This window comes from Salinicola halimionae (assembly GCF_003206065.1).
Classification (GTDB): Bacteria; Pseudomonadota; Gammaproteobacteria; order Pseudomonadales; family Halomonadaceae; genus Salinicola; species Salinicola halimionae.
Genome location: NZ_PZJQ01000004.1, coordinates 1,235,089 through 1,259,309 on the forward strand (window position 1 = coordinate 1,235,089; position 24,221 = coordinate 1,259,309).

The following is a 24,221-nucleotide window of genomic DNA, read 5'->3' on the forward strand; positions in this document are numbered from 1 at the left end:
ATTTTCAATGCGTCTCACCCTGTTTTTATCCGGCGTCCCGGCCAGCACGCGGGTCTGCGCTCTGATCGTGAGTCTATGGTTGCCCTTGTCGTGTTCGGCGCTGGCTGGCGATATGCCCGCCGATAATGGCTTTGTCGACGATGACCGAGACATCACGCTCAGAGTGGCTTACGACACCGACCCGGTATCTCTGGATATCCACGAGCAGCTCTCCATTCGCATGCTCCAGCTGTCGCATCTGACTTTCGATCCGCTGGTGCGCTGGAATCGGGATCTCGAGCTCGAACCTCGCCTGGCGACCGGCTGGGAACGGATCGACGACACCACAATGCGCTTCCATCTGCGTCACGGCGTGACCTTTCATAGTGGCAATGTTTTCACGGCCAGGGATGTCGTATGGACGTTGCAACGTCTCAGGCGCAGTCCGGACTTCCGTGCAATTTTCGAACCGATCGAGCGGGCCGAAGCGATCGACGATTTCACCGTCGATCTGCATACGCGCAAGCCCTACCCGCTGCTGCTCAACCTCGCCACTTATCTTTTCCCGATGGATAGCCGGTTCTACACCGGCACCTCGGCGGACGGACGCGACAAGGCCGAAATCGTCAAGAACGGCAATTCGTTTGCCTCGAATCACCTGTCCGGGACCGGACCGTTCGAGATCGAGGAGCGCCATCCCGGCGTCAGGACCGAGTTCGAACGCTTTCCCGGCTACTGGGATACCGAGTCGCCCGGCAACGTCGATCATCTGGTGATGACGCCGATCGCCGAGAATGCCACCCGGGTCGCTGCGCTGCGCGCCGGCGATGTCGATTTCATCTCGCCGGTGCCTTTCAACGCGATGCAGCGGCTTCGCCATGCCGACGGGATCCAGCTGATCTCCATGCCCGGAACCCGTATCACCATGCTGCAGCTCAACGAACGTCGGGTTCCGGCTTTCCGTGATAGCAGGGTGCGTCGTGCGTTCACGTACGCCGTTGATCAGACGGCCATCGCCGAGCGCCTGCTGAAAGGCTTCGCGACGCCGGCGGCACAGATGTCGCCCGAGGGCTATGCGGGTCACGTGGCGACGCTGCAACCGCGTTACGATCTTGGCAAGGCGCGTGAACTGATGCGTGAGGCCGGCTATGCCAAGGGCTTTACGGTCACCCTGATGGCGCCCAACAACCGTTACGTGAATGACGCCCAGACGGCGCAGGTTGCGCTGGCGGTGGCTGCTATGCTGGCCAAGATCAACGTCGCCGTCGAATTCGAGACGTTGCCCAAGAACCATTACTGGGCCGAGTACGACAAGCGCGCCGCGGACATGATGATGATGGGCTGGTACTCGGATACCGGCGATTCGGCCAATTTCTTCGAGTACCTTACGTTCTGCACCGATCCTGAGACCGGCGCCGGCCACTACAACGCCAGCGAGTACTGCAATCCGGCGATCGATGCGCTGGTCGAACGGGCGAACCTCACCATGCAGCCGGAGGCTCGCGCGCGCCTGCTGAAGCAGGCCGAGCAGTCGATTCACGATGACGCCCCCTTCATCCCCCTGTACTGGCAGAATCTTGCCTGGGCGGCGTCGGATCGCGTCGATATCGCGCCGGTGCTGAACGTGATCAACATGCCCTATCTGGGCGACGTGGTCGTTCACCCCCGATGATCATGTTTCTGATTCGACGACTGTGCCAGGCGATCATGGTGATGTTCGTCATCAGCGTGATCGGCTTCACCCTTCAGAGTGGCCTGGGCGATCCGGTGCGCCAGCTGCTGGGGCAGGCCGCGACGGACGCCGATATCATGGCGCTGCGCCAGTCGCTGGGATTGAACGACCCGCTATGGCTGCAGTATCTGCACTTCGCGGGTAACGCCATGCGCCTGGATTTCGGCAACTCCTACTTCTTTCATGAGCCGGCGCTCGAGGTAATCGCACGCTATCTGCCCGCGACCCTCGAGCTGATCGTGACCAGTGCCGTGATCACGCTGCTGCTGGCGGCGCCGATGGGTGTCTACTGCGCGATTCGCCCGCGCAGCTGGCTATCGAAAACGCTGATGGGTCTCTCGGTGGTGGGCATTTCGGTACCCGTGTTCCTGACGGCCATGGTGCTGATCCAGCTCTTTTCGATCGGTATTCACGTGACGTTATTTCCCGAGGGGACCGGCTGGGGCAGCTGGCTCAATCAGGCGCTCTCCACCCAAGGCGGAATGCCCGCCTACGGACGGGGCAGCCCGGTACACGTCTGGGGTGTCTGGAGCACCAATTTCGCCTCGTGGCGAGGTTGGCTCTATCTACTGCTCCCCGCCCTGTCGCTGGCCTTCGTCATGCTGCCGCTGTTCGTGCGTCTGATCCGCGCCGAAATGCTGGAGGTGCTGGAATCCGACTATGTGCGATATGCCCGGGCGCGAGGCATCCGGGCGTCACGTATCTACTTTCTACACGCGCTGAAAAACACGCTGCTACCGGTGATCACCCTGGGCGGCGTTCAGATCGGCACGCTGGCGGCCTACACCCTGCTGACGGAAACCGTCTTTCAATGGCCTGGCGCCGGGCTGATGTTTCTCGACGCGATCGAACGCGCCGATATGCCGCTGATCGTCGCCTACCTGATGGTGATCGGCGCCATCTTCGTGGTTATCAATACCCTCGTCGATCTGCTCTATCGCGTGTTGAACCCGCGCATCACGATCAGCGGGAGGCCGGCATGAAGCAGGATCGAGCTGGGACTGAGACGCGCTGGCGACGCTTTGGCGACTCCTACTTCGTCTATCGATTACGCCGCGACCGCCTGGCCCAGCTCTGTCTGGCGCTGTTCGTGCTGATGATGGCGAGCATCCTGGCAGCGCCCTGGATCGCCCCGAGCAATCCCTACGACCTGGCCCAGATCGATCTGCTCGACTCCGAACTGCCGCCGTTCTGGCTCGCGGGGAGCGAGCCCGGCTTTCCGCTGGGGACCGACGCCCAGGGCCGGGATCTGCTGTCGACCATCCTCTACGGTGCCCGGGTATCGATCGCGATCGGCCTGGGCGCGGTGATGCTTCAGGCGATGCTGGGCACGGCGCTGGGACTGCTTGCCGGCTATCGCGGCGGTGTCATCGATACCCTGCTGATGCGTCTGGTCGATATCCAGCTGTCGTTTTCGACGCTGATGATGGCAATCATCATTGGTGCGGTAGTCAAGACGGCGTTTGGCGGCGCGTTCTACGGCGACTATGGCGTGGTGATACTGATTCTCGTCATCGGTTTGAGCGAATGGCCTCAGTACGCGCGTACCGTCAGGGCCAAGGTACTGGTGGAAAAGCACAAGGATTACGTTGATGCCGCCCGCGTGCTGGGTTATTCGGGGCGTCGCATCATGTTGCGACATATTCTGCCCAATACCTTGTCGCCGATTCTGGTGATCTCCACCGTGCAGATCGCCAACGCCATCATGGCCGAAGCGGCACTCTCGTTTCTGGGCCTGGGCATGCCGGAAACCCAGCCGTCGCTCGGTTCGTTGATCAAATCGGGATTCGACTACCTGCAGTCCGGTTCCTGGTGGATCACGCTGCTGCCCGGTCTATTCCTGGTAGCGTTCGTGCTGGTCGTCAATCTGCTGGGAGACTGGCTGCGCGATACGCTCAATCCGCGCCTTCCTGAAGGACCACTATGAGGGCCAATCCCATGGCACTGCTGGAAGTCGAACATCTCGATGTCCGCTTCCCGCTAAGGCGGGGGGAAATACGGGCGGTCCGTGATTTGAGCTTCTCGCTCGAGCGAGGCGAACGGCTGGGCATCGTGGGTGAGTCCGGCGCCGGCAAGTCGGTGCTCGCTTTCAGCCTGCTGAAATTGCTCTCGCGCCCCGGGCGTATCGTAGCTGGCAAGGTCCGCTTCGAAGGGCGCGAGTTGACCTCGCTGTCCGAACGGCAGTTTCGGCGACTGCGAGGAAATCGCCTGGCAATGATCTTTCAGGATCCGTTGACCACCCTCAACCCGGTATTGACCATTGGTCAGCAGATGATCGAAAGCCTCAAGGCGCACCGACGACTCTCGACTCGCCGGGCCAGGATCGTCGCCATCGACAAGCTGCGTCAGGTCCAGGTGTCGTCACCCGAACGCCGCCTCGAGCAGTATCCGCATCAGCTTTCCGGCGGACTCTGTCAGCGCGTGGTCATTGCCATCGCGCTGCTGCTGGAGCCGGATATCATCATCGCCGACGAGCCCACCACGGCGCTCGACGTCACGATTCAGGCCGAGATCATCACCCTGCTCAAACGGCTGTGCGATGAACACGACGTCGGTCTGATCGTGATCTCCCACGATCTGGGCGTCATCGGCCAGCTGACGCAACGGACGCTGGTGATGTACGCCGGGCGTATCGTCGAGCAGGGGCCGACCCGCGAGATCATCAATGACGCCCAGCACCCGTACACTCAGGGCCTGATCAATGCCCTGCCGCAGATGACGCTGCCGAGACAGCGCCTGCATCAGATCCCCGGTTCGATGCCGACGCTCTCCGAGGTACCCAGCGGTTGCGCCTTTAATCCCCGTTGCGCCTATCGCATGACGCCTGAAGGATTGCCGCGCCGAGACTGCATCGAAAACGTGCCCCAGCCCGTTCGCTCCGGTGAGTGTCAGGTGGCCTGTCATTGGGTCGCCGAGTTGATCGCCCGCGAGCCGTCCGAGGAGCGCGCGACATGACCCAGCCCGAGACACTGGAGACGCTGGGGCGCGCCGCCGACACGCCGGAGCCGCTGGTCAGCGTTCGGCGGCTGCGCAAGCGCTTCGCCCTGCATCCGGAACGCCTGCTGCCGTGGCGATTCGACAGACGTCAGCGTGGCTGGCGGCGAGAGCGAATTCATGCCGTCAACGGTGTCGATCTCGATATTCAGCGTGGCGACGCGCTCTGCGTGGTCGGGGAATCGGGATGTGGCAAGTCGACGCTGGCCCGCCTGATCATGGGCTTGGTGACGCCCAGCGACGGTGAAGTGCATTACGACGGCCGGCGTATCGATCATCTGAATGCCAGACAGTGGCAGCCGTTTCGGCGGCGCATGCAGATGATCTTCCAGAACCCTTACGCCTCGCTCAATCCCCGTCTGACGGTACGACAGGCGCTGGAGGAGCCGGTTCGTATCCATCACCCCGACTGGTCCCGAGACCGGGTCGGGGCGAAGGTCGAGACGCTGATGGCCGATGTCGGCATCGATAGCGGCTGGGGCGATCGTTTCGCGCATGAATTTTCCGGGGGGCAGCGCCAGCGTATCGCCATTGCCCGGGCGCTGAGCGTCGATCCCGAGTTCGTGGTGGCCGATGAACCTGTCTCGGCGCTCGACGTCTCGGTGCAGGCCCAGGTCCTGAATCTGATGATGGACGCCCAGGCCTCGCATCGATTGACCTATCTCTTCATCACCCATGATCTGGCGGTCGTCGAGCATTTCGCCACTCGGGTGGCGGTGATGTATCTGGGTACGATCTGTGAACTGGCTGACGCCGATACGCTGTTCGCGCATCCCCGACATCCGTATACCCGGGCGCTGCTGGCGGCGAGCCCCCGACTGGACGACGCCTTCCCCGGCCAGCTGCGACTGAGCGGGGAACTATCGATGCCGCTGCAGGCGCCCTCGGGCTGCGTGTTCCGCGATCGCTGTCCGCATGCCAACCGGCGTTGCCGCGAGGCGGCCCCCACCCCGATCACGTTGGATCGCGGCCACCAGGTCGCCTGCCACGCCGTCGAGGAGGGACGCATCTGATGGCCGTCGATGATGGTCGCCACATGGCGTATCGGTTAGGCTGGCCGCAACCGGCTCTGTGCAGATGAGGTGATGTGCCAACCCGCCGTCCGCGACATCGCAACAGCGTGATTGACGATAGAGAACACCATGGAACTACGTTGGCTCGAAGACTTCATCGTCTTGGCCGAAACGCGTCATTTTTCCCGTGCCGCCGATCAACAGAATGTCACCCAGCCGACCTTTTCGCGACGCATCAAGCTGCTCGAAGAATCAATGGGCGCCACGCTGGTCAATCGTCAGACACTGCCGCTCAGCCTGACCCCGGCCGGCGAGGAATTTCTGATTCTGTGCAAGCAGATCAGCGAGCGCGTGCGAGTGACCCGGGAGCGGCTGAAGAATCTCGACCGAGAGGACGCCCGTCGCGTCAAGCTGGCGGCGCCCCAGAGTCTGGTGACGCATTTCGTCCCCGCCTGGCTGGAGGCGAACGCAATCAGCCAGCAGGTCGAACCTTACCTGCGCGCGACCGGCTGGCTGATCGAGGACTACTTTCACGCGCTGGAACGTGGCGAGGTCGATCTGGCGCTGTGTTACTGGCCACAGGGGCGCACGGCGCTGGACCTGGATCTGACCGGCGTGCGCTATCTGGAGATCGGCGAAGAGCGTCTGGTGCCGGTGAGCGTGGCCAATCCCGACGGCCAGCCGCGTTATGCGCTGCCGGGGGACAAGCGAAGCCCGCTGCCACATATCGCCTATCATTCCGGCGGCCTGATCGCCGCGGCACTGCAGGCACACTGGACGCGTTCGCGTCAGGAGGTGCATCTCTCGACGCTCAACGAAAGCGTCCAGACCTCCAATATTCGTGAACTGGTGCAGCAGGGTTACGGCCTCGGTTGGCTGCCCTGGCGCACGGTTCGGCAGTTGCTCGAGACCGGCGATCTGACACGGGCCGGCGACCAGCGCTGGGACGTGTCGCTGTCGCTGCGCCTCCATTTTCGCCACGATAGCCGGCACCCTTCGTTAGCGGGCCTGCTGACGCAACTTTCTGCTGCTCATCGATGAGCCCTAGGACAGGAGACGCTCAATGACGTCCGACGACAACACCGTCGAAGCCCTTCAACGCGCCCATCTGGAACGCCTGCAGGCCGCCTACGCCACGATTCTGGCCGAACAGGGTTTCGATGCGGTGCTTATCTACAGCGGCCATGCCGGCACCTTCTTTGCCGACGACCAGCAAGCGTCGTTCAGAGGCTACGGTCACTTCGTCCACTGGACCGGCGCCAGCCATCATCAGCACGACTGGCTGCTGGTTCAGCCGGGTCGCGCGCCGCGCTGGTACTACTATGCGCCGGCGGATTTCTGGCATCTTCCGACATCCGCGCCAGCGGGCGTGCTGGCAGAAGTCCTGGCGTTGCAACCGCTTCGTGATACCGGCTGGCCGCCCCCGCAGGAGGTTTCCGCTCGTCGACTGGCGGTGATCGGCGACCTGGACGCCTCGTCGATGCCACTGGGGGCGGAACTCAATCCGCCGGCACTGATCGCCGCTCTGGATGAGCTGCGCATGCGCAAGGACGATTACGAGCGCCACTGTCTGTTCGTCGCCAACCAGTGGGCGCTGGCCGGCCACGAGGCAGCGCGCGACGCCTTCGCGATGGGTGCCGGCGAGCTCGATATCCAGCTCGCTTATTTGGCCGCCACGCGTCAGCGGGAATCTCAGGTCCCTTATCAGAACATCATCGGCATCAATCATCATGCCGGCACTCTCCACTACCAGCACTACGCCTCGGCGGCGCCCGCGACGCCGAAGTCGCTGCTGGTCGACGCCGGCCACGCGCACGCCGGCTACGCCGCGGACATCACCCGCACCTGGGCTTCCATTCACGCCGACCCGCTATTCGAGCGTCTCGTTCAGGGCGTGACCGATTACCAGCACCGCCTGATCGCGCAGCTGGCGCCGGGGCTCAATTTCGTCGAGCTGCACCTCGACATGCATCAATATCTCGCCGAACTCCTGGTCGATACCGGGCTGACCTCGATGACCCCGGCCGCGGCAGTCGAAAGCGGGCTGACGCGCGCTTTCTGCCCTCACGGCCTGGGACACAGCCTGGGCATACAGGTTCATGACGTCGGTGGCCGGCAGCGCGATAGCCGGGGGACGCCGTTGCCGCCGCCGGTGGCCGATCCGGCGCTGCGCCTGACCCGCACGGTTGACGAAGGCATGGTGGTGACGATCGAACCGGGGCTATACGTGATCCCGATGCTGCTGGAACCCTTCCGTCAGGGCTCGCAAAGCCGTGCCATCGACTGGGCGGCCATCGACCGGCTCGAGGATCATGGCGGCATCCGGATCGAGGACAACGTGATCATCACGGGGCAAGGTCACGACAACCTGACCCAGGGCGCACCGATTCCCGATGCGTGAGACTCGCCCGTCCGGCACGATCGCCGCGGCCGACTTCGATCCGCCGTGGTGGCTTCGCAATGCGCATGTGCAGACGCTGCTGCCGCGCCTGCTGCGGGGGCGATCGTTGAGGCAGGATCCCGAGATCGTGAATCTGCCGGACGGCGATTTCGTGGAGCTGGCATGGGCGAGCCCTGCCCCTGCCAGCGACGCCGCGCCGATCTTCCTGCTCTTCCATGGCCTGGAAGGATCATTCGATTCGCCGTACGCGCGGGAACTGCTGTACACCGCGTCAAATCTCGGATGGCGTGCCGTGCTGATGCATTTTCGGGGCTGCGGTCGGGAGCCGAATCGACTGCCGCGGGCGTACCATTCCGGCGATACCGCAGACGCCCGCTGGATCATCGATCTGCTGGCGCAGCGTTATCCCGGTGCGTCGATGGTGGCGGCGGGTGTTTCCCTGGGCGCCAACATGCTGCTCAAGCTGGTCGCCGAACACAGCGCCGATGAGCTGCCGCTGACCGGCGCCATCGCGATCAATGCCCCGCTGGATCTCGCCGCGAGCGCCGACACCCTCGATCGCGGCTTCGCGCGGGTCTATCAGCGCTATCTGCTACGACAGCTTAAGCGCAAGGTGATGACTCGGCTGCAGACGATGTCGCTACCGCTGAGAATCACCTCCTCGGATATTCGGCACCTGAACACTTTCTGGGCCTACGACAACGATATCACCGCGCCAATGCACGGTTTCCGTTCGGCCAGCGATTATTATTGCCGCGCCTCGGCGGGCCCGCTGCTGGGCGAGATCGATACACCCACGTTGGTGCTGCACGCCGCCGACGATCCGTTCATGCCACGAGATCTGTTCTCACGCCTGCCGGCCCCTTCCTCATCGGTTCGGGTCGAAATCGCACGATACGGTGGTCATGTTGGATATGTCGAAGTGTGTGGCGGTCGGCTGCGCTCCTGGCTGGCCCGTCGGATCGGGGCCCAGCTCCAGCAGTGGGCACCCTGCCCGTCCGAGCCGCCGAGTTGTCCTTCTGAACCGAGATCCCGCCTATCCGAACCGGCTGCCCGTCCCGCTCGGCAGGATCAGTGAGTCGGGACAGGCAGGAAACCCTGTACGGAAGCCGACCGAACGTGCGGTCAGGCCGTCAGCGGACAGGTCACGCCGGTTCCCTTCAGTCCGCAATAGCCGTTGGGATTCTTGGCCAGATACTGCTGGTGATACTCCTCGGCGTAGTAGAACGTATCCAACGGCCGAATCTCGGTAGTGATGGCCCCTAGCCCGCGCGCCTGCAACGCCGATTGATACTCGTCTCGACTCAGTTGTGCTGCCGTCTGCTGCGCGTCGCTGGTGGTATAGATCGCCGAGCGATACTGCGTGCCCATGTCGTTGCCCTGGCGCATGCCCTGAGTGGGATCGTGCGCTTCCCAAAAGGTGCTAAGCAGGGATTGAAGCGTCACTCGAGCCGGGTCATAGACGACCAGAACGACCTCGGTGTGGCCTGTCCTGCCCGAGCATGTCTCTTCATAGGTCGGATTCGGCGTGACACCGCCGGCATAGCCCGCCGCCGTCACGACGACGCCTTCCTGTTCCCAGAATAGGCGTTCGGCGCCCCAGAAACAGCCGGCCCCGAGCACGATCTGCTCGGTCCCCGCCGGAAACGGTGGCTGAATCGAGGCGCCATTGATCAGGTGCTCGCCGCTGATGGCGATGGGCGTATCGCGCCCCGGGAGTGCTGTTTCCGCGGTGGGGAGCGATTCGGAACGTCGTTGAAACATGGTCATCTCCCAGATGTCGAGGTCGGCGCCCGAGGCGTCGGACGCCGTTGAGGTCAATTGCCGGTGGCTTTCAATTGCCGGTGGCACGACCGAGGCTGAAGGTATAGATCAGATCCACGGCCTGCGCAGCACCGGAGACCGCTTGAAGATAGAGATTCTGGATCAGGCGGTAGCGCAACGTCAGTTCGGCGATGGGAGAGAATATGCCGACGCCGTAACTCACCTTCAAGTCATCGAAGACATATCCGCTGACCACGACCTGACTGTCGTCGCCGGATCCCGATGCATCGAGGCTCAGATCCTGGACCCCGAACGCTTCGCCGACCTGACCCACCGCGCTACCGGTCTGAGAGAGCGACAGCCCAATCAACGCCGAAGTCAGGGCATCGTCACCGCCGCCGGCGTCCTCCGGTGCTCGCCCGCGCAGAATGTAGGAAAGCGCCCGGCTTTCCGTCATTGCCGGCTCGGAGAAGATCGTCAGCCGTGGCGCCGATGCCGAACCGGTGACCCGCAGCCCGGCGACCACGTCGTCCTCGGTGGTGTCGGGATTGCGAATCGCCTCGAACTGCAGACTTGGCTGCGAGGCCGCGCCACTGAACAGCACCTGCCCCTGGCGAATGATCAGATCCTGACCGAAAGAGGTGTACGTGCCGTCGGTCAGATTGACGTCGCCATACAGCTGGACCGGGCCGGTGCCCTGACGAACCTGTAGATCGCCGGTGAGCCCGGCTTCGAGGCCGTAGGCTTCCAGCTTCATGTCGGGCCCGAGATGCAGGTTGACGCGAACATCGAGCTGCATGCCGGCATCGGCCAACGCCTGTGCGGTACCCGCCCCGTCTTCGCTCTCCCGGGCGGCGGCGGCTGCCTGCTGCTGGCGATCATCTTCTTCACTGATGATCACGGTATCGCTGCTGGGCGCCTGTGCCGAGGCAGGCAACTGGCCGATCTCCAGACGCGCCCACGGCACGGTCACGTCGCCGCGTACCTGAAGTCGCTGCGGCATCGCATGAATCTGCAGGTCCGGCGACACCCGCAGCCGACCGTAGGCCGGCATCGCCACCAGCAGCGGCGAGTCGGTGCCATCGATATTGACGTTGGCTCGCCAGTTGGCCGGATCTCGCCAATTGGCGTCGCCGGTCAGCTCGAGGCGGCCGTCATCGCTCTGCACGAAACCCTGCAGCGTCGACGATTGGCCCTGCAGGGCCAGCGTCAGTTTGGCATCGGTCACCGCGACCGGCGATACGCCACCCTTGACCTTGACGCCATCGATGACGACATCGCCATTCAGCGCCGGCATGGCCAGCGTGCCGCCGAGCGAGACATCACCGTTGATGGCCCCTTCCAGTTGATCGATGCCTGCCACTAGTGGCCGATAGGGGCTGAAGCGGAGATCGCTCATCTGCAGCCGCCCTTGCAGCGCGCCGTCGCCGGCCGGGTCGTCGACTTGGGCCTGGAGCTGAACTCGCCCCGCGTCTTCCAGTTGCAGATCGAGCTGGGTCCGGGCCCGCTGCTGATTGGCATCCAGCGACAGCGACATCGTTGCCGCCGGCACTTGCCACGGCGCGCCGCGCGCATCGACGCCGCTGACCGCGACGTTGCTGTCGATATCGGCTTTGGCGGCCCAGGCCTGACCGCCACGTGACCAGCTGGCAATCAGCTTGCCGCCGGTCTGGCCGTCGATCTGCCAACCATCGGGCATGAAGTCGTCGAGCAGTGCCATCGGAATGTCATCGATCGACAGCGCCGCTCGGCCCTGGTCCGCGGAAGCGGTCATGCGTTCGGTCAGGCATAGCGCCCCGCCTTGCTGCCGATCGAGACAGAACGGCGAAATCATGGCGCTGGAATGGGTCAAGTCGGCATTGAAGCCCAGCGAGTCGCGCAACGCGATATCGCCGTAGTCGGTCGAGGCCGAGAGCCGCGAGAATGCGCCTTTATAATGCTGGAATGCGCTGTCGAGGCCCCCCTGCAGGCGAATGGAGGCCTGCGAGAGCGGCAGACCTTCACCGCCGCTCACGTCGAGAGAGAGCTGATGGCTGGACAGCCGGCCCTGCAGGCCCAGATCGATGGCGCTGATCTGTTGACCGCCGGCCTGAATGCCAGCGGCATTGAAATCGACGTCGAACTGCGGATCCTGCGTCCCGGTGGAATTGGCTTTCAACGTCAATCGATCGAGGCGGTTCTCCGCATAGCCGATACCGCTGCCCTGCAGATCGATGGCGATCTGCGGGCGTTCCAGGGTGCCACGCCCCTCGAACTGGCCTCGCAGGGCGCCCGAGAGTGCTGGCAGAATCGTGCCCAGCGCGGGGGCGTCGATACGGCCGTCGATATCGAGATTCTGGTCGACGCGCCCGCTGGCGGTGACCCGATTGGTACCCTGACGGAAATCCAGCTCGCGGATATTCCACTGCATCTCGCTGTTGCCATCGATCTGTGCATTCAGCTTGAGCGCTCGCTGCTGGAGCCTGCCATCGATCGCCAACTGAGGGACCGACAGCTGCCAGCCGCCATCGTCGCGCATGGCGAATGCCGCGCGCGTCTGACCGTTCAGCTCTCCGGTCACGGCCTGGGTGAAAGCGCCCAGCGGTAGTTTTTTGAAATCGAGGTTCACGCTCGCCGAGAGCACCGGCGTCCAGCGTACCGTGCCCTGGCTATTAAGCTCGCCGCCCTGACTGGCGACGTGCATCGGCTGCCACTGGAAATGACTCAGATCGCCCTCTCCGGCCACCGTCAGCGCGACGGGCGGCAGTCCCTGTCCCTGCCCGGCAAGATCCACCGCGGCGCGATAGTTCTCGAGAGTGCCATCGACATCCAGGGTCAGGTGGTCGAGCTGGTATTGCGGCGGCGCAGAATCGGCGGCGGCAACGCCACGCACCGCCCGCGCGGCCTCGATAGCCGTTGGGTCGATGGTTGCGGCAACGTCGAGCCCTTCGCCCGAGTCGGGTAGAGACGCGAACGGGCTCGTCGCCAACGGCCAGCGCAGCTGGCCCGTTTCGACGTGTAGCGAAAACGGCAGACCTGGTTCGAAGGCCTGCACTCGAGCATCGATCGCGGCTCTGGCTTCGCCGTCGGTGCGTAGTTTGACGTCGAGATCGGCGAGCGTGCCGGAAGCGTCGAGTGCAACCGTCTGCCCGTCGATCGGCGCCCGCGTGACGCGGCCATTCAGCGATAGCGAGAGCGGGATATCACCCTGCAGTTCGGCGCTCGCCGTGAGCTCGACGTGGCCGTCAGGGGCATCCACCATCAGTCTCTGTATCTCGATGTTGCGGTCAACGGCGGAGAACGCTAGCTCCAGCCGGTTCAGTTGCTGTGGGCTCGGCCCGTCGAGTCTGACATCGCTGATCGTCAGGCTGGGTGCCTCGACTTCCAGCGGCAGCTGAATGTCGGGTAGCTGCTGGCGAAGATCATGCAGCGTCTGCTCGATCCGTTCGACGCGAGCGTCGCGCTGCGAGGTATCCCCATCCGCCACGTTGGCCGCCGCGGCCAGCGTCAATGGCGCCAGTACGGCTGCCACCAGATCGTCGGAGTCAGCGTCGGCACCGGCTGTCGACGATGCGGCTCCAGAGGCGACAGTAGCCGGCGTCGCCGGAGACGCGGCGCGTTCGCCAGTCGCGTCCTCGTCGGCAGCCTGAACGGCCAGCGCCGCCTGCATGGCGTCCGGACTCACGACGCCGGGGCCAAGATCGGGCATGGCCAGCGCCTGGTCCGGGCTTTGCGGCAATCGAATGCGCGCCTGGTTCAGCGTCGTCGGCAGTAGCTTCAGGTGATTGCCGGCCATTTCGGCGCCGGTCTGGAAATGCTGCCAATGAACGTCGGTGCCGTCGGCCAGTTGAACGCTGACGTCATCCAGCCGCACCTGGCGAATCTCGATCGGTAGCGGTACCGAGATCGAGGGCATGCCGCTGTCGCCGTCCGTTTCGGGAGGCGGCGTCGGTTGCTGATCACTCTCGCTCATCCGGATACGCGCACCGACCACGCTCAGATCGTCGAGACACACGCGTCCCTTGAGCAGGCAGTCATCGGCCCAGGCGAGGTGAAAGTGATCCACGGCCACATCCAGCGTGCCGGCCGACAGGTGCAACCCGTCGATGGTCAGCTCGTCGAGCGGGGCGCCCTCGAAACGCTGCGCCTCGACCCAGCCGCGCGACTGCGCCTGATCGAACAGCCAGTGGCTGCCCCAGGGAGACAGGCCCAGTCCGATGAGCGTCAGCACCAGGCCCAGTAGCCACAGGATCAGGAACAGCAGCAGCCGAATCAGAACTCCGGTCCGATGGAGAAATGGAGACGCCAAGAATCCTCCTCGTCGTCAAACGGGTGGGCGATATCGAAACGAATCGGCCCAACGGGTGAAATCCAGCGCACGCCAACACCGGCGCCGGTCTTGAGCTCATCTGGCCACCATTCGTCGAAGGCGTTGCCCGTATCGACGAACGTGGCGCTCCAGAAGTTGCCGGTCAGATGACGCTGGTATTCGACGCTGCTGGTCAACATGTGTTGGCCGCCCAGCAGTTCTCCATCATCGTTTTCCGGGGACAGACTTTCATAGGAGTAGCCGCGGATACTCTGATCGCCCCCGGCGAAGAAACGCAGCGACGGTGGCACCTTGTCGAAGGTGTTGGTGGCCATGGCGCCGCCGCCGATCCGACCGACGAAACGGTTTTCGCTACCCAGCATGCGCACCCACTGGGAATCGAAGGTGGTTCGCACGAAGCGAGCGTCCGAACCCCAGGATGGATCCGACCACTCCAGCGTCAGCTGCTGCTTGTCGCCCCAGCTCGGGAAGGTCTCGTTGCGCTTGCGGGTGCGCGACCAGCTGATGCCGGGATAGAGCAGCAGCACGGCGTCGTCCTGATCGGCCTGGGTAAAGTCTTCGTAAGTGGTCTGCCAGTAGAGATCCTGAATCCAGCCATTGGAAAACTCCCAGTGGCGTGCCAGCTGCACCGAGCTCTCGAAGCTCTTGGTGTCTTCGTTGTCGATGTTCTTGAGCCCGTAGCGAACGCGGTAACTGTCCCGCAACGGGTTGGCGAGCGGAATCGTATATTCCCCGGAGACGCGCTGCTCCGGCGCCGAAAGAAACAGCGAGTTGGTCAGACTGTGGCCGTAACGATTGAGCCAGGGCATGGTCCAGGTGAACTGCGTTCGCGGACCGACGTCGGTGGCGTACCCCACCCCGACCTCGAACTGATGGCGATCCGCCGGCGTCAGTTCGACATCGACCGGCACGATCGTCGGCTGGCTGTCAGTCAATTCACGGGCCGCACTCAGGCCGGGGCCACCCATGACTTCGGTGCTATCGGCCGTCGTGTCACGCCCGGTTGCGGCGCTCCACCATCGGCTGGGCGGCGTCGGGGAAGCGTCTTCATTGACGCGCGGGCGCACCGCGACCCCGGCAAACCAGTTGGTTTGTCCCAGGTTCTGATTGAGCGTTGCCAGATCCCCGGCAATGTAGGGATCGCCCGGTTCGAACGGAATCATGTTTCTGAGCCGGCGCTGCTCGATCTGGCTGCCCTTGAAGTGAACGTTGCCGAAGCGATAGCGTGTTCCGCTATCGAAGTCGAGAAAGATGCGGGCGCTGTTCTCCCACGGCCGAACTTCGATACGCTGCTGGCGAAAGCGCGAATTGAAGTAGCCTCGTTCCAGTGCCAGCGTGGAAATCTTCCCCTTGTAACCGTCGTAGCGCGAGTGCAGCAACGGGTCGCCGACCTTGAGCGGACTGCTCGCCATGACCTGCTCGAACGCCTCGTCCTGTTTGGCATCGCCCTCGAGCGAAAGATCGACCTGAGTGATCTGCGTGCGCTCGCCGGGTTTGATATCGATGACGACGCGTTTGTTATCCTCGTTGGGGTAACGGGTGGCGAGACTGGCGTTGTAGTAACCGAACGCCTGCAGTGCCTTCTCGGCACGATCACGTACCACGCCGTCGAGACGTTCGCGGGTGGCCTGGCTGTCGGCTTCCAGCTCCGAGAGAATGTCGACGACGTTCTTCGCCGGTGGGCCACTCAATCCCTTGACGGTGACATCGAGCGCCCAGGCATGCCCTGCCGCGGGTAGCACAAGGCACAGCAGTCCCATCCGTAGGACTCTAGCTTGAGACATCGGCTCAACCTCCGCCGCGCTGTAGGTTGGAAACGTTGGTGATCAGCGACGTCACGCGACGCGTCAGCTGAGCGCGACTGGCCTCGAGCGACCCCAGCCGTTCCCTGAGGTCGCGAATCTGGGACGCGCTGGCGCCGGTGGGCATATCGCTGATACGCGACTGCAACGATTCGAGACTCGCGCTGAGCGCGGTCTGGCCCTGGCGAAGTTCCGTGACCGCTCCCTTGAGTTGGTCGACGTCGTCCGCAGACGGAGACTCCTGCTGGGCCAGGGTACCGACTCGTGTCTCGAGCTTCGACACCGTCGATTGCAGACCGTCGATTGCCGCCTGAACATCCGAATCATCCGTCGTCCCGAGCTGCTGCGAAAGCGCCTGCTGATCTTGGCGAAGTTGTTCGATCGACGCGCTGAATTGGTCGGCTTGCTCTTGATTGGCCTGCTGCTGCCGATCGACGGCGTCACCGAGCGAAGCGAGTCGATCATCCCGCTGTTGCTGGCCTTCCTCGAGCGTGGCAAGTCGTGCTGTCATTGCGCCCCGCTCATCCTTGCCAGTGCTCTCCAGCGCGGTGAACGAGGACTGTAACGCCCCGATCAGCTCCCTGAGGTTCTGGTCGGTCTTCTGCAGCGATTCGAATTGCTCGGCCTTCTGGTCGCCCTGCCGGAAATCGGCGACTCGGGTTTCCAGACTGCCCACGGCGGCCTGAGTGCCATCGAGCTGATCGCGGAGGCGGTCGAATTCGGCGCGCAAGCTTTCACCGGATGCGTCCAGCGTCGAGCCGGTGGAATCCAGCCGCTGGTTGAGCCGGTCGATCTGCGCATTCTGCGCCTGCACTGTCTGCCAGAGTTGCCAGCCGCCTGCGCAGGCCCCGGCAATCAGCAACAGAAGCAGGATCCACAGCGGCCATACCCTGGGGGCACGACGGCCGCCGGCCCCTCGATAATGATGTGTCCCGGCCCTGGGCACCGTCATATCGTTGCGGTCGGGGACGATGCTCGGAGAAGCGCGATGCTCGTCGGATCGTGATGGCATGGCCGTCTTGTACCTTTCCGATAATGTTGCGGACGCCGATTCTGCGATCGAGATGATCTTCGACGCCTGGAATCTCGAACTGATGAAAATATGCCAAAAAGGTTCCTGTCGAGCGGAACCCGCAGAATGAAGGCTCAATGCCGCAAGCCGGGCGTAAACCGCTGACGCAATTACGTTACGTGAAAGCCATCGCAAAGCCTAGGCTTGGCAGCGTACGGTTCGCATGATAACGGCCGCGGCCCCAATGCGTATCGCATTGGCGATCCGATCCCGGTTCGCGGTAGCATGCCCGCCGTCGGCCGATCTCTGTCGGACTCTTTTTCCGCTACTCCGTTCCTCTCCCACTGTCGATGAATACGATGCCCCATTTCGCTTCCCGGTTCGAGTTGCCCGCGCTTCCCTTCGAGCGACATTCGCTGGAACCCGAGGTCTCCCGGGCACAGATCGACCTGCTTTACAGTCACCATCATCGACGTCACATCGACGAGCTCAATGCGCAACTGGCTTCCGACGACGGGCGCTCACTGGCTGCGCTGGCAAAAGCCGAGGAAGCTGACGTGCGTGACTCGGCGCAGGAAGCCTGGAACCTGGTGTTCTTCTGGCATGGACTGAGCGCGCGAAGCGTGGAGATGCCGGAAAGGCTCGCCCGACGAATCGAGGCGGCCTTCGGTGGGATCGGCGGACTGCAGTGCCTATGGCGCGCACGGATCCAGGAAACCACCGCCGGATGGTGCTGGCTGGTGCTCGATTCCCGGAGCGGTCTGCGTCTGGCAACCTCGTCACCTGCCGAGTTACCGGATGATGTGACCCCGCTGCTGGGCATTGCCCTGGCCGACGAGGCCTATCGAATCGATCATCGACACGACCGTGGCGAGTATTTCGATGCGCTGTGGCCCCACCTGAACTGGGAGTATGCGCAACTCAACAGCGAGGTGGCGAGTCGAGCGCCGGTCTAGCGTGACCGGCGCTCGAGCTACAAAGTTACCGCCGGGGTTAGAACCCGGGCCAAGGCCCGCGATCAGGCCCGGCGGCCGATACCCCGATAGACGAATCCTCGAGACGCCACGTAGGCCGGATCGTAGATGTTGCGGCCGTCCAGAATCAGCGGTGTCTTGAGCGCCTGCAGCAGACGTCTCCAGTCCGGATTCCAGTAGCATTTCCACTCCGTCACCAGCATCAGGGCATCGGCCCCTTCACAAGCGCTGTAAAAGTCTCCTTCACATAGCTCGAGCTGCGGATGATCGGGATAGTGCGCGGCCAGTGCATGCAAGGCCGCCGGGTCATGTACCTTGACCTTGACGCCCTGCGCCCACAGCGCTTCCAGCAGCGTCAGCACCGGCGCGTGATCGATACGGGCGGTTCCCGGCTTGAACGCTGCCCCCCAGATGGCCACCGTGCGACCTTCCAGTTCACCCTCGAAATGGTTCCAGAGCTTGCGGAATAGCGTTTCTTTCTTGCTCTCGTTGATGTCTAGCACATGTTCGAGCAAGTGAGATTCGCGCCCCGTCGAGTGCTGCACGTCGGCCAGACGCACGAGGTCCCGGGAGAAATTGGGCCCACCGAACCCGCAGCCGGGATAGAGATATTCGAAACCGATACGCGTATCGGCGCCCATTCCCTGACGCACGTACTCGACATCGACGGCGAGTGAGTCGGCGAGGCCAGCCAGTTCGTTCATGAAGCTGATACGCGTTGCCAGCATGCCGTTGATGGCCAGTTTGGTCAGCTCGGCGGCACGACGCGGCATCAACTGGAACACTTCATGACGTCGGTTGAAGGCACGCAGCAGTTCACGGATCTGCTGAGTTCCCCAGTCGTCCTCGCTACCCAGCAGCCAATGTGCCGGACGAGTGAAGGTTTCCCAGGCGCGGCCCTCCTCGATGCGGTCCGGCAACGCCACGGCCACCTGCGAGGAGTGCCCCAACAGCGCTTCCAGCTTCTCTGTCTGGCCCACGGGAAACGTCGAGTTGTTGACGATGATCAGCGGCGAGCTTTGTCGCCCCGGCACCGCCGCAACGTAGCTCTCGGCGGCCTCGCGTTGATCCGGCGATAGTGCCAGCCAGTGAACATCGGCCTCAGCATCGTCGGGGACGGCATCGACGATCACCAACTGTCCCGACTCCTGGCCGGCCTGAATCTGGTCCCTGAGGCCCGGTTCACTGATCAGCCAGTCGGCATTGGCCAGGCTTTCCCAGGGAAAGTCGGCATGTGGCATCCAGGTAACCTGATGCCCGACCGAGCACAACGCGGCGGCGGCAGTCGCCGCGGCCAGTTCGCTACCATGTACGACCACCCGCATGGGTCTACTCCTCAGCCGCGTATTGCTGAATCAACTGACGGAAGCCTTCGCCCAGCTTCGGATGCTTCCGCCCCAGGGCCAATGTGGCTTCGAGATAGCCCAGTTGGCTACCGCAGTCGTAGGTTTGCCCCTGCATGCGGTAGGCGGCGGCACCGCTTTGTTTGCGCAGGGTTTCCATGGCATCGGTGAGCTGAATCTCGTTGCCCGCCCCCGGCGGCGTTTCTGCCAGGATCGGGAAGATTTCGCCCGGCAGCAGGTAGCGACCGATCACGGCCAGCGTCGACGGCGCTTCCTCGACCTTGGGTTTCTCGACCATGCCGGTCAACGGTGCGCTTTCGCCAGCAGCTGGCTCGTCACCTTCGAGCGCGACGATGCCGTACTTGTAAGTCAGCTCCTTGGGCACGGTCTCGACCATGATCTGGGCCTTGCCGGTCTCGTCGAAGGCCTTGATCATGCCCATCAGGTCGTTGCTGGCCATGCCGTTGTCGTCGATCACGACGTCGGGCAGCAGTACCGCAAACGGGTCGTTGCCGATGACCGGACGCGCGCAGAGAATGGCATGACCGAGGCCGAGAGCCTCTGGCTGGCGTACGCTGATGATATTGACGTCATCGGGGATGATATTGCGAAGTTCCTCGAGCAGTTCATCCTTGCCCTTGGCTTCCAGCTGCGTCTCGAGCTCGAAGTGCTTGTCGAAATGGTTTTCGATAGCGCTTTTCGACGAGTGCGTGACCAGGACGATTTCCTTGATACCGGCCTTCACCGCCTCGGTGACCACGTACTGAATCACCGGTTTGTCGACGATGGTGATCATTTCCTTGGGGATCGCCTTGGAAGCGGGCAAACAACGGGTGCCGAATCCGGCGACGGGCAGTACAGCCTTGCGAATCATCTTTAGGTCCTTCCCTTCCTGGGTATGAAATCAACGGGCGTGGGGAGCCTGACATCGAGTCTCCTGCTAGCTTAGCGGGCGAGACGCCGAAAGCACAGTCGCACAATGGCGACAGGCCATGTCGATTATTGCCAGCCCTTTTTGCTAACTTGGCATCCAGCCTGGCTACCGTCCATAGTAGAATATCGTAAAGCCACGCACTGCTACACCGGCTCGGAGTCGCGATGACCGACTGAACCGTCCCGGCGTTGTGCCGACATTCCCGGCAAGGAAACCAGTTCATGACACCATCACCTCACGACAACGCGGCGCTTCACGACAACGTCGATCAGGCCGAAATCGCCAAATTCGAGGCACTGGCCAGCCGCTGGTGGGACCGGGAAGGTGAGTTCAAGCCTCTGCATGATATCAATCCGCTACGCCTGGGTTTTATCGATTCACAGGTCTCGCTGGCCGGCAAACGCGTGATCGACGTCGGCTGCGGCGGCGGTATTCTGAGTGAAGCCATGGCGATGCGGGGCGCCGAGGTGACCGGCATCGACATGGGTGAAGCCCCACTGGCGGTTGCCAGACTCCACCAGTTGGAGAGCGGCGTGGAAGTCGACTATCGGCATGTCAGCGTGGAGGCGTTGGCGGCAGAACACGCTGGCGAATTCGATGTCGTTACCTGCCTCGAGATGCTCGAACACGTGCCCGATCCAGGCTCCGTGATCGAAGCCTGCGCCAAGCTGGTCAAGCCCGGCGGCCACTTGTTCTTTTCGACGATCAATCGCAATCCGAAATCTTATGCCTTCGCGATCCTCGGGGCAGAGTACGTACTGGGCTTGCTGCCGCGCGGCACGCATGAATATCGCAAGTTCATTCGACCCTCCGAACTGTCCGGCTGGTGCCGTGAGCACGGTTTGCGACTACAAAATCAGACAGGACTGACCTATAACCCGGTATCGCGCCGCTATCGGCTGACTACCAATGACGTTTCGGTCAACTACATGGTGCATGTGCGTCCCGAATGGATCGGAGAAGAGCGGACCGGTACCGGCGACGACAAATGAGCTCGACCGCCCTGCCCAAAGGCGTACTGTTCGATCTCGATGGCACTTTGATCGACACCGCCCCCGACCTGGCGGAGGCCACCAACCGGCTGCGCGAACACTACGGTTTGAAACGACTGCCCTATGATGTGATCAGAGCGCAGGTTTCCAATGGCGGCAACGCGCTCGTTACCCTGGCGTTGGAATGGTCGACGGATCATCCGCAGCATGCCGAGGCTCGTGACTTCCTGCTGGAGCGCTATGCGGAAGCTGTTGCCGAGAAAAGCGAAGTATTTCCGGGGTTGGAACGACTACTAGATCAATGGGAGTCTGCGGGGCATGTGTGGGGCATCGTGACCAACAAACCACGGCGTTATGCCGAACCCCTGATAGCTGCGCTGAGGCTGAAACCCGGAGTGATGTTTTGTGCGGATGATCTGCCGGTCAAGAAACCCGATCCAGCCCCTCTGCTGGCAGCCGCTCGGCATCTCGGCATCGATCCCGACGATTGCTGGTACGTGGGAGACCATCGGCGCGATATGGAAGCCGCCAATCATGCCGGTATGACGGCAATCGCCGTGCGCTATGGATACATCGCGCAAGACGATGACATCGACGCTTGGCCCGCCGCTCGTTGGTTCGATACCCCGGCGTCACTGGCGGACACCCTGTCGACGTTACTCGAGGCACGCTAGTTCAAGTATCGAGCGATGGTGTGCGGGTTGGCGCTGCTTCCCGCTTTTCTGTCTTGGTTCAGTTTTTCGGCGGTTGGGCGTCAAACGCCTGGCCGCTGATGCCTCGGCTAGGTGAACCCATCAACCATAGGTAAGTCGGCATGATCTCTTCCGGAGTGCGGAGTACCTGAGGATCCTCGGCCGGATAGGCCGATTGGCGCATGGCCGTGCGGGTGGCACCAGGGTTGAGAGAATTGAAACGGATGGAGGCGTTTTGATGCTCATCGGCCAGAATCTGCATCAACCCTTCGGTTGCAAACTTCGAGGCCGAGTAAGCCCCCCAATTGGCGCGCCCTCGGCGACCGACACTGGACGAAGTGAAGACGACGGAGGCGTCTTGCGAGCGTCCCAGCAAAGGTAGCAGCGCCTGAGTCAATCCCAGCGTCGCGGTGAAGTTGACTTGCATCACCTTGGCCCAGAGCTCCGGGTCGTAATCTTCGACCGTGACGCGGTCGCCTAGAATACCGGCATTGTGAAGCAGCCCATCCAGTTGGCCGAACTCCTTCTCCAGCTTGGCGGCGACAGCCAGGTAGTCCTGAGAGGTCGCGCTCTCGAGATTGAGCGGGAAAATCGCTGGCTGCGGTGCCCCGATCGCCTCGATGGCGTCATACACCACTTCGAGACGACTGACGCTGCGACCCAACAAAATCACCGTGGCGCCGTGGCGAGCGTAACTCATGGCCGCAGCGCGACCGATGCCCTTGCTGGCACCGGACACCAGAACGATATTTCCGTCGAGTAGCCCGGCGAGTGCCCGATAGTCGATATGGCAGGTCATGCTGATGTCCTGATCCAGGAAGTCGATAAGTCTAGAGACTGATTTCGATCAGCCACCCATTTGATTGAGAAAGTCGCTCGCCATCTGGGCCGCGTTGCTATCGGGATAGTCGTCGCGGGCCTGCTGCAGCAGCTGGCGGCTACCAGCGGTATCGCCCTGACGCGCTTTCAATAGACCTAACTTGTATAGCGCATCCGGAACTTTATTGCTCTGCGGATAGTCGCTAATGACGGTTTCGAATGCCTTTGCAGCCTGTTCGAGTTGCGATTGCGCAGAATAAAGCTCGCCTAGCCAGTAGTGAGCATTGGGCACCAGGCTGGATTGCGGGTAATTACTGATGAAACTTTGAAATGCGGTGATAGCCGAGTCAAACTGGCGTGACTGAACCTGTTGAAACGCTGCCTGGTAAGCATCACGGCCATCCTGACCATCAGCGCCGCTTTGACCACCGCGGTCGCTGGCACCGGACTGCGATGAATTCCTGGCATCGCTTGCGGTAGAGCCGCCGTCGGAGGTGCCGGTGTCCCTTGCTACATCGTTGGCGGTACCGCTATCGATGCTGGCACCATCCAGATCGCCACCGGAATTGCCGGTGCTTCCCGCCCCCATCCCACCGCCTGATATGCGGTCATCAAGGTCCAGGTACTGTTGTTGGGTCTGCTGCTTGACCTGGTCCAACTGGTAACGCAGCTCTTCGACCTGGCCGCGAAGCTGTTGGATCTGCTGTTGATTATCTTGCAGCTGATTGAGGATCGTCAGCGTTCCCCCGCCGCCTTGGCGAGCTTCTGTCTGACTGTAGAAGCCATTCGACTGACCGGTAAGGTCATCGACGGCCGGTTGCTGAGCCCATACGGACAGCGGGAGCACCAGGGCTCCCGCGCCGCACAGTCTTTTCAGACCGTGTTTCATGCTTTTCTCCGTCGGTGCTTAGTATGAAAATACGACGCGACGGTTCTTGGCGTAAGCTTCTTCAGTGTGGCCCTGAATTGCCGGACGCTCTTCACCGTAGCTGACGATCTGGATCTGAGACGGAGATACACCCTGAACGGTCAGGTACTGTTCGACCGCCTGCGCACGACGCTCGCCGAGACCCAGGTTGTATTCGCGAGTACCGCGCTCGTCTGCATAACCCTGCAGTGTCACGTTGGTGCTCGAGTTGGCCATCAGGTACTGAGCGTGACCGCGCAGGACGGATTCGAATTCAGGACGAATTTCTTCACTGTCGAATGCGAAATAGATGGTGTCGACGTTAGGCTTCTGATCATTGGCGCCCATCTGGGAGCCTGAAGATCCTTGACCTGTCGTCATGCCCTGGCCGGACGTGCCGCCGGCGGTGCCATTCATGTCCCCTTCCTGGGTACCGCCACTGCTGGAACAACCAGCCACTACCGCTAGCGACAGCGCGACTGCTAATGTCTTCGCGTAGGTCTTCATTTGCATTGTCATCTCCTTGCTCGGATGTCGAATGACACACTGACTGT

The 24,221-nt window shown here is 62.5% G+C and carries 20 protein-coding genes; 11 read left to right on the top strand and 9 right to left on the bottom strand.

Annotation, left to right across the window (positions count from 1 at the left end):
• Positions 1 to 112: 112 nt before the first annotated feature.
• The 8 genes from DOM27_RS11420 (at position 113) to DOM27_RS11455 (ending at position 9,197) form a co-directional block, all read left to right on the top strand.
• Positions 113 to 1,651 carry an ABC transporter substrate-binding protein gene (locus tag DOM27_RS11420; RefSeq protein WP_110656455.1) on the top strand — a complete coding sequence of 513 codons (1,539 nt, stop codon included), beginning with the start codon at positions 113 to 115 and terminating at the stop codon, positions 1,649 to 1,651.
• Positions 1,648 to 2,694, top strand: coding sequence for an ABC transporter permease (locus DOM27_RS11425; protein WP_110656102.1), 1,047 nt, complete (start codon positions 1,648 to 1,650; stop codon positions 2,692 to 2,694). Before DOM27_RS11420 ends, DOM27_RS11425 begins: the two co-directional genes overlap by 4 nt.
• The gene (locus DOM27_RS11430) at positions 2,691 to 3,638 is read left to right on the top strand and encodes an ABC transporter permease (RefSeq protein ID WP_110656103.1); all 948 of its coding nucleotides are present in this window, start codon (positions 2,691 to 2,693) and stop codon (positions 3,636 to 3,638) included. Before DOM27_RS11425 ends, DOM27_RS11430 begins: the two co-directional genes overlap by 4 nt.
• Positions 3,639 to 3,649: 11 nt before the next feature.
• Complete coding sequence (locus DOM27_RS11435) at positions 3,650 to 4,666, top strand: ABC transporter ATP-binding protein (protein ID WP_110656456.1); 1,017 nt, start codon at positions 3,650 to 3,652, stop codon at positions 4,664 to 4,666.
• Positions 4,663 to 5,718: an ABC transporter ATP-binding protein gene (locus DOM27_RS11440; protein ID WP_110656104.1), complete on the top strand. Its 1,056-nt coding sequence runs from the start codon at positions 4,663 to 4,665 to the stop codon at positions 5,716 to 5,718. The genes DOM27_RS11435 and DOM27_RS11440 overlap by 4 nt, the downstream gene beginning before the upstream one ends.
• Before the next feature lie 129 nt (positions 5,719 to 5,847).
• Positions 5,848 to 6,759 carry a LysR family transcriptional regulator gene (locus DOM27_RS11445; RefSeq protein WP_110656105.1) on the top strand — a complete coding sequence of 304 codons (912 nt, stop codon included), beginning with the start codon at positions 5,848 to 5,850 and terminating at the stop codon, positions 6,757 to 6,759.
• A gap of 22 nt (positions 6,760 to 6,781) precedes the next feature.
• Positions 6,782 to 8,119, top strand: a complete 1,338-nt coding sequence (gene pepQ, locus DOM27_RS11450) for a Xaa-Pro dipeptidase (RefSeq protein ID WP_110656106.1) — start codon at positions 6,782 to 6,784, stop codon at positions 8,117 to 8,119.
• Entirely contained in the window at positions 8,112 to 9,197 is a 1,086-nt protein-coding gene (locus DOM27_RS11455) for a hydrolase (protein WP_110656107.1), read from the top strand. Before pepQ ends, DOM27_RS11455 begins: the two co-directional genes overlap by 8 nt.
• 47 nt (positions 9,198 to 9,244) lie before the next feature.
• Here DOM27_RS11455 and msrA read toward each other — a convergent pair whose 3' ends face one another.
• The 4 genes from msrA to DOM27_RS11475 form a co-directional block, all read right to left on the bottom strand.
• Positions 9,245 to 9,889, bottom strand: a complete 645-nt coding sequence (gene msrA, locus DOM27_RS11460; protein ID WP_110656457.1) for a peptide-methionine (S)-S-oxide reductase MsrA — start codon at positions 9,887 to 9,889, stop codon at positions 9,245 to 9,247.
• 64 nt (positions 9,890 to 9,953) lie between these two features.
• A complete protein-coding gene (gene tamB, locus DOM27_RS11465) occupies positions 9,954 to 14,171 on the bottom strand; it encodes an autotransporter assembly complex protein TamB (protein ID WP_245392683.1) in 4,218 nt (1,405 codons plus the stop codon).
• The gene (gene tamA, locus DOM27_RS11470; RefSeq protein ID WP_075562276.1) at positions 14,135 to 15,976 is read right to left on the bottom strand and encodes an autotransporter assembly complex protein TamA; all 1,842 of its coding nucleotides are present in this window, start codon (positions 15,974 to 15,976) and stop codon (positions 14,135 to 14,137) included. Before tamA ends, tamB begins: the two co-directional genes overlap by 37 nt.
• Before the next feature lie 4 nt (positions 15,977 to 15,980).
• Positions 15,981 to 17,006 (bottom strand): coiled-coil domain-containing protein, encoded by a 1,026-nt coding sequence (locus tag DOM27_RS11475; protein WP_075562275.1) that lies wholly within the window; start codon positions 17,004 to 17,006, stop codon positions 15,981 to 15,983.
• A 359-nt stretch (positions 17,007 to 17,365) separates the two neighbouring features.
• Between DOM27_RS11475 and DOM27_RS11480 the strand changes: the two genes are divergently transcribed.
• Positions 17,366 to 17,962 (top strand): Fe-Mn family superoxide dismutase, encoded by a 597-nt coding sequence (locus DOM27_RS11480; protein WP_188113712.1) that lies wholly within the window; start codon positions 17,366 to 17,368, stop codon positions 17,960 to 17,962.
• Positions 17,963 to 18,024: 62 nt separating this feature from the next.
• Here DOM27_RS11480 and DOM27_RS11485 read toward each other — a convergent pair whose 3' ends face one another.
• Both DOM27_RS11485 and galU read right to left on the bottom strand, forming a co-directional pair.
• The gene (locus DOM27_RS11485; protein WP_075562273.1) at positions 18,025 to 19,305 is read right to left on the bottom strand and encodes a nucleotide sugar dehydrogenase; all 1,281 of its coding nucleotides are present in this window, start codon (positions 19,303 to 19,305) and stop codon (positions 18,025 to 18,027) included.
• Between the two features lie 4 nt (positions 19,306 to 19,309).
• Positions 19,310 to 20,197 (bottom strand): UTP--glucose-1-phosphate uridylyltransferase GalU, encoded by an 888-nt coding sequence (gene galU, locus DOM27_RS11490; protein WP_075562272.1) that lies wholly within the window; start codon positions 20,195 to 20,197, stop codon positions 19,310 to 19,312.
• A gap of 281 nt (positions 20,198 to 20,478) precedes the next feature.
• Between galU and ubiG the strand changes: the two genes are divergently transcribed.
• Together ubiG and DOM27_RS11500 are read left to right on the top strand one after the other, a co-directional pair.
• On the top strand, positions 20,479 to 21,249 hold the full coding sequence (gene ubiG / locus DOM27_RS11495) for a bifunctional 2-polyprenyl-6-hydroxyphenol methylase/3-demethylubiquinol 3-O-methyltransferase UbiG (RefSeq protein ID WP_110656109.1): 771 nt from the start codon (positions 20,479 to 20,481) through the stop codon (positions 21,247 to 21,249).
• Positions 21,246 to 21,923, top strand: a complete 678-nt coding sequence (locus tag DOM27_RS11500; RefSeq protein ID WP_110656110.1) for an HAD-IA family hydrolase — start codon at positions 21,246 to 21,248, stop codon at positions 21,921 to 21,923. Before ubiG ends, DOM27_RS11500 begins: the two co-directional genes overlap by 4 nt.
• A gap of 58 nt (positions 21,924 to 21,981) precedes the next feature.
• On the opposite strand, the gene DOM27_RS11505 is transcribed toward DOM27_RS11500, so the two are convergent.
• From DOM27_RS11505 to pal, 3 genes are read right to left on the bottom strand one after another with little or no spacing between them, the layout of a single operon-like run.
• Positions 21,982 to 22,740 carry a YciK family oxidoreductase gene (locus DOM27_RS11505; RefSeq protein ID WP_110656111.1) on the bottom strand — a complete coding sequence of 253 codons (759 nt, stop codon included), beginning with the start codon at positions 22,738 to 22,740 and terminating at the stop codon, positions 21,982 to 21,984.
• Between the two features lie 48 nt (positions 22,741 to 22,788).
• Positions 22,789 to 23,649, bottom strand: coding sequence for a tol-pal system protein YbgF (gene ybgF, locus DOM27_RS11510; RefSeq protein ID WP_110656112.1), 861 nt, complete (start codon positions 23,647 to 23,649; stop codon positions 22,789 to 22,791).
• Between the two features lie 18 nt (positions 23,650 to 23,667).
• Complete coding sequence (pal, locus tag DOM27_RS11515) at positions 23,668 to 24,180, bottom strand: peptidoglycan-associated lipoprotein Pal (RefSeq protein WP_110656113.1); 513 nt, start codon at positions 24,178 to 24,180, stop codon at positions 23,668 to 23,670.
• Positions 24,181 to 24,221 lie beyond the last annotated feature (41 nt).